Source organism: Endozoicomonas sp. SESOKO2 (genome assembly GCF_024606245.1).
Lineage (GTDB): Bacteria > Pseudomonadota > Gammaproteobacteria > Pseudomonadales > Endozoicomonadaceae > Endozoicomonas_A.
Window position 1 is genome coordinate 1 of record NZ_JAHHPQ010000790.1, and the last position, 5,833, is coordinate 5,833.

A 5,833-nucleotide genomic window follows, 5' to 3' on the forward strand; every position below is an offset into this window, starting at 1 on the left:
CAATACGGGATTGATGCCAGCCAAGAGAGGTTTTAAGATGCTTTGCCAGTGAATGTGTGTGTTGCACGAAAGGTGACTGCTTGAGGTAATGAGCTTGCAGAATACCTGCTGTCGGCCAACTATTCACCCTTTTATATCAAGCTTTGTCTCGAAATTGTCCCCTGCAGAGGAATTTCTGTTAAATTGTTTCGTTTGCCCAAGAGCGACACCCTATTCATTCATGAGCACTATAACCCTCGCCCCCATGGAAGGAGTCGTTGATTACCTTCTGCGAGAGCTGCTGACCGAAGCGGGCGGCATTGATCTGTGCATAACAGAATTTATCCGCATCACGGACACTCGGCTGCCTACACAAACTTTTCAGCGGATCTGCCCCGAACTCAAACACGGCTGCCGTACACGAAGTGGAACACCTGTCCACATACAGTTTCTTGGCAATAATTCTGAAATGATGGCCTATAACGCAGCCAAAGCGGCCCGACTCGGAGCGCTGGGAATCGATTTAAATTTTGGCTGTCCGGCTAAAACCGTCAATCGCCATAAAGGAGGTGCAGTACTCCTGAAAGAACCCGAGCTTATTCATGAGATTGTTTCAGCGGTTCGAAAAGCGGTTCCTGCGGAAGTGTCTGTCAGTGCCAAAATGAGATTGGGCTATTTGGATAGCGACCTTGCCCTGGAAAATGCTCAGGCCATAGAAAGTGCCGGCGCCAGCACTCTGGTGGTTCATGCCAGAACCAAGCTCCAGGGTTATAAACCCCCTGCTCACTGGCAGGAACTGGTTCAGTTGCGAGAGGCTCTGTCCATTCCTCTGGTAGCCAATGGTGATATTTTCAAAGTTGAGGATGCCCAGCGCTGCCGGGAAGTATCTGGCTGTCGGGACATTATGATTGGTCGGGGTATCCTTCGCGACCCTGATCTGCCTGCGGCTATTGTCGCCAGCCAGCACAATCAATGTCAGGAAGAACGCTGGGCTCGTTCTCTTTCACTGATCCAGAGATTCACCGAAAAAGTGCTGCTTACACCCGAAAATCCAGAGCAGGATCATCCTTATTTCATCAATAACCCCAGACGCTACCTGGATGGCAGGCTGAAACAATGGCTAAGCATGATGAGTAAAAGCTCCGTCAATGCCCGCGAACTGTTTGAAAAAGTGAAGCGAGAGACCTGTCTACAAACTCTCTCCCACATCATTAAGGAAGCCGCATGAGCCGTAAATCTGATTCTGCAGTCCTGTCTGTCACTCATGCCGACCTTGAATGGAAAGAAAACGGTCAGCCTGCATCCACTGCATTTGACGATATTTACTTTTCCAGCGATTCAGGCATCAGGGAAACCCGGCACGTATTTATTGAGGGCAATGATCTGCCAAAGCGCTTTGCCGCCCTGAATCAAAATCAGTGCTTTACTCTCGGGGAAACCGGTTTTGGCACGGGGCTCAACTTTCTCTGTACCTGGGCCTGTTTCGAGGAAGAAGCACCTGAGTCGTCAAGACTTCATTATCTGTCGACCGAAAAGTACCCCCTGTCCCGGGAAGATCTCCGGAAAGCACTCTCCATGTGGCCTGAACTGGCAAAGTACACCGCCCCACTGGTTGAATGCTATATGCCCGCTGTTGAAGGATATCAGCATTTTAGCTTTGCTAATGGCAAAGTAAAACTGACAATCTGCATGGGCGATGTACTGAACACACTGCCAAAGCTGGAAGGCCGGGTTGACGCCTGGTTTCTCGATGGCTTCAGCCCTGCGAAAAACCCTCAGATGTGGCAACCGGAGCTATTTAAAGCTATTGCAGCCAAAAGCCATTCGGACACTACCTACGCAACCTTCACGGCCGCAAGAATCGTCCGGGACGGGCTCAGTCAGGCGGGCTTCAGTGTCGAAAAAAGCGACGGCTTCGGGCACAAACGGGACATGATCAAAGGCAGACTGACTCAAACAGCCAAAAAACTGAATACCAAGCCGTTATGGTTTCTGCCCCACCGTCAGCCGGACAATGACGGCATGGCTCAGAGTGCCATGGTCGTCGGTGGAGGGCTTGCTGGCTGCAGCACGGCAAGAGCACTGGCTGAAAGGGGGTGGCAGGTTACCCTGATCGAACAACACCAGGCTCTGGCGATGGAGGCATCCGGCAATCCTCAAGGCATTCTGTACGCTAAACTGTCGGCCAATAACACGCCTCTCAGTCGATTTATCACCCAGAGCTACCTTTACTCCATTCATTTATTGAGCACTTTTGCCCACCTTCAGCCGGAGCTCTGGCAACAATCCGGCGTCGTCCAGCTGGCTATCAATGAGAAGGTGCGGAAACGTCATCAGGATCTGGCAAATCACTTTCCCACTGACTTTCTTAGCTTCCTGTCCAGCCACGAGCTTTCAAAGGTCGCTGGCTTGCCGTTGGAACATGATGGCCTTTACTTCCCGAATGCGGGCTGGGTGAATCCTGCTCTTTTTTGTCAGACTCTGGCGAAGCACGACAATATCAATGTAGTGTCTAATACAAGGCTAGAGTCTCTTGATTACACGTCTGATGGCTGGACTTTGAATCTGTTGAGTAATGACGCCCTCCGAACAATGAAGTCCCACAATGTCATCATTGCCTGCGCCAAAGCATCCAACCAATTGCCCGCACTGGACTTTATTCCACTGAAAAACATCAGAGGCCAGATCACCGAAATAGGCTGTACTGACGACAGCAGCTTACTAAAAACAACGGTTTGCGGCGAAGGCTATGCAGCGCCTGCCACCCACGGTCGTCATACCATTGGAGCCACTTTCGATTTTCACAGTGACTCGGTTGAGGTTCTGACAGAGGACCATGAGAAAAATCTGGCAATGCAGAGGGAATGCGCACCTGAACTCTATCGGGCACTGGGGGGAGAGGAACAGGCCAACATTCTGGGAGGCAGAGCCAGCTTCCGTTGCACGACGCCCGATTATATGCCTGCTGTGGGAGCAATTGTTAACCAGAAAGACTTTCTGAATGAGTTTGCCATGCTTCGCAAGAACATAAAGCACCCATTCACCCGTCCTCCACAATACCTGAACGGTCTCTACATCAATGCCGGTCATGGTTCCAGAGGATTGATTACAGCACCTTTGTCGGGAGAATTGCTGGCTGCACAAATGAATGACGAGTGCTCACCTGTCGCCTCTGATCTTCTGGACCATTTGAACCCTACCCGATTTCTGGTGAGGGCAATGAGTCGAAATCAACTGTAATAACCGACAAAAATATATCGGTATAGCGAATCAACAAAGGTATATATACTCACAGAGAAGCCACAAAAGCAGATCTATCATAAGTTCACAGGTGTCAACAACGCCTTAAGATAATCATTCAGAAAACTGCATCCGGACAGCTCTCCCTCTTGAGGCTGTCCGTTTTTTTACCTGCAGAAAATTCATCAGCGTCAGGGAAACGCGGTCGGGTTTAAACCTGCAGTATAGGAGGCAGACAGACTCCCGTCCCTGCCAGACCACAATAACCTTCAGGGTTTTTGGCCAAGTATTGCTGATGATAGGCCTCAGCATAATAAAAGACCGGAGCATCTACAATTTCTGTGGTAATTTTGCCTTTACCGCTTTCGTTCAACGCCGTCTGGTATTGAGCCATCGATTCACGGGCTTTCTCACTCTGCTCATCGAAAGTGGTGTAAATCACAGATCGATACTGAGTGCCCCGATCATTCCCCTGCTGCATACCCTGGGTAGGATCGTGAGACTCCCAAAACAATCTCAGCAGAGATTCCAGACTGATGACGTTTGGATCGAAGGCCACCATGACCACCTCGGCATGACCCGTGCCACCACTACAAACTTCTTCATAAGTCGGGTTAGGGGTATAGCCTCCCGCATACCCAACCGCCGTTGTCCAGACGCCCTGTTGTTTCCAGAACAGCCTTTCAGCCCCCCAGAAACAGCCCATACCGACATAAATCACCTCCAGCTGCCCGGGAAAAGGGGGCGCAATGGCATGACCATTAACAAAATGCTCTGTCGGCACTTCAATCGCTTGATCACGCCCTTTCAAGGCGCTCTCCTCACTGGGCAGTTGATGTTTATCAAACAACATTCCAATCCCTCCAATTCCAGACATTCATAATGGCTTTATGGAGCCACAGATCAGAAAATCAATACCTACGACTCCCTCTTACTCAAGCATCATCAGAGCCGGATCAAGCCAGACATCGAACCTGCACCGCCAGTCAAGATGAGTACCTGTTATTCTGCCCGTCACTCCTGCACGGGGAACTTTTCCCAGTACTGTTGATCCAAATACTTAAGACCGGTATTGCCGCTCGTTTTTCCCTGAGTCAGAAATTTGCAGTTTTCACGGAAAAAAATAATGAAAGTATTATTACGCCATAGGTTTTCCGGGGATGGCAGCTTTGAAACTTATTCTTTAAACCCAGAAAAAGGTCATGTTTATGAATTTAACTACTGACTATTTTAATGCGGCTCGAATGAATGAAATGAGCTCTATTAATAATATACTTACACCGGATAACACTGTCTCCAATATGACTGCTCAGGGAGATGGTAATCCCCTATGCCCAATATGCCTGGAAGGTTTATTCGGCCCATATAATGTTACGATGCTGCATAAAGGTGATTATTCTTTGATGCGCCCTTCCGAAAGACCTGGCAAACATTTTTTCCATAATAAGTGTCTGCGCGATTACCGCTCATCAAACCCTGTATTTGGCACCAGATGCCCTTCCTGCCGCACACCTGCCCTTGTTGCTGAAGACATCTCGTTCTCGCCCATTGCCCATGCCATCGAGGCCGGTCGGGAAGAACAAGCTATCGAACTGATCGCCAATGGCGTCGACCCGAACGTTCATCATTTAGGGAAGGGCATGGCCGCTATCCACATTGCCGCAAAAAACGGTAACCTGGAATTGATCCGCTCACTGCTAGACTGTGGCGCTGATATTGACCTGCAAGATAAAAAAGGCATGACGCCTCTACATCATGCTGTCAGTTACGGTGATGTTCAGGTACTAAAAATATTCCTGGATTGCAAAGCAGATATGAACCTCCAGAACAAATACGGTTGTACAGCTCTTCACCTGGCTGCCAAGGCCCCTGAAAATCCCGAGTTATTTGACACCTTAATCGATAATGGCGCCTCCTTTGATAAAACAGATAATGATGGGCCAATTGTCATGCATCTGGCAGCAGAATCAGGGCATGAGCGGGCACTGAAAAAACTGATAGCCAAACATGCCGACGTTAATGTGGTTGATGAAGATGAACGCACACCTCTTATTCTTGCAACGTATGGTTCAAGCGCCATCAAAGAACCTTTGAAGAAAAATGCGCCTGAACTGGCCAGGATACTCCTTTCGGCAGGAGCCAGAATTGACCTTCACCCTGAAATCGGGTATTCCGCCTTTGATGCAATTGGGCAATGGAATAACCCTCTCCATATTGAGTTACTCAAAGAACTACTCCCGGCTGGCATGACTGCCTTTGCCGATGTTAATCAGCCAGTTTGTTCCAGAAGACGAACTCTTCTTTTTTACGCACTTCTGGCAAAAGATAAGGAAGCGGTTCAAAAACTCATTGCCAGAGGGGCCAAAGTTGATGCTCGCAGCATTGGCAATATCAACTTTTATTCTCTGCTAGACCGACTTGGCGAACAAAAACAAGCATTTGTTGAAATTCTTAATCAAGCAGGCAGTCATCAAAGCAAAGATGGGGAATAACAGCGTTTGAACTTATTCATCAGGTATTGGTCAAATTATCCAGACGACCCCGTAGCGAGGAGTCCTAAGCAGCCTGTCGGACTTAAGGCTGTCCTACTGCGGTTGCAATAAATTGGTCTAAA

At 48.9% G+C, this 5,833-nt stretch carries 4 protein-coding genes; 3 read left to right on the forward strand and 1 reads right to left on the reverse strand.

The window, feature by feature from the left end:
* The first annotated feature begins 220 nt into the window (after positions 1–220).
* Both KDK17_RS18770 and mnmC read left to right on the forward strand, forming a co-directional pair.
* Positions 221–1,207: a tRNA-dihydrouridine synthase gene (locus tag KDK17_RS18770; RefSeq protein WP_257288789.1), complete on the forward strand. Its 987-nt coding sequence runs from the start codon at positions 221–223 to the stop codon at positions 1,205–1,207.
* Positions 1,204–3,219, forward strand: coding sequence for a bifunctional tRNA (5-methylaminomethyl-2-thiouridine)(34)-methyltransferase MnmD/FAD-dependent 5-carboxymethylaminomethyl-2-thiouridine(34) oxidoreductase MnmC (mnmC, locus tag KDK17_RS18775; RefSeq protein WP_257288790.1), 2,016 nt, complete (start codon positions 1,204–1,206; stop codon positions 3,217–3,219). The genes KDK17_RS18770 and mnmC overlap by 4 nt, the downstream gene beginning before the upstream one ends.
* Positions 3,220–3,430: 211 nt before the next feature.
* Here the strand turns inward: mnmC and msrA are convergent, their stop codons facing one another.
* Entirely contained in the window at positions 3,431–4,072 is a 642-nt protein-coding gene (gene msrA, locus KDK17_RS18780; protein ID WP_257280000.1) for a peptide-methionine (S)-S-oxide reductase MsrA, read from the reverse strand.
* Between the two features lie 355 nt (positions 4,073–4,427).
* Here msrA and KDK17_RS18785 point away from each other — a divergent pair, with 355 nt between their 5' ends.
* Positions 4,428–5,711: an ankyrin repeat domain-containing protein gene (locus tag KDK17_RS18785; protein WP_257288791.1), complete on the forward strand. Its 1,284-nt coding sequence runs from the start codon at positions 4,428–4,430 to the stop codon at positions 5,709–5,711.
* Positions 5,712–5,833 lie beyond the last annotated feature (122 nt).

Excerpts from the sequence above, each read along its gene's own strand:
- KDK17_RS18770 (WP_257288789.1), top strand. The coding sequence starts at position 221 with ATGAGCACTATAACCCTCGCCCCCATGGAAGGAGTCGTTGATTACCTT.
- mnmC (WP_257288790.1), top strand. The coding sequence starts at position 1,204 with ATGAGCCGTAAATCTGATTCTGCAGTCCTGTCTGTCACTCATGCCGAC.
- msrA (WP_257280000.1), bottom strand. The coding sequence starts at position 4,072 with ATGTTGTTTGATAAACATCAACTGCCCAGTGAGGAGAGCGCCTTGAAA.
- KDK17_RS18785 (WP_257288791.1), top strand. The coding sequence starts at position 4,428 with ATGAATTTAACTACTGACTATTTTAATGCGGCTCGAATGAATGAAATG.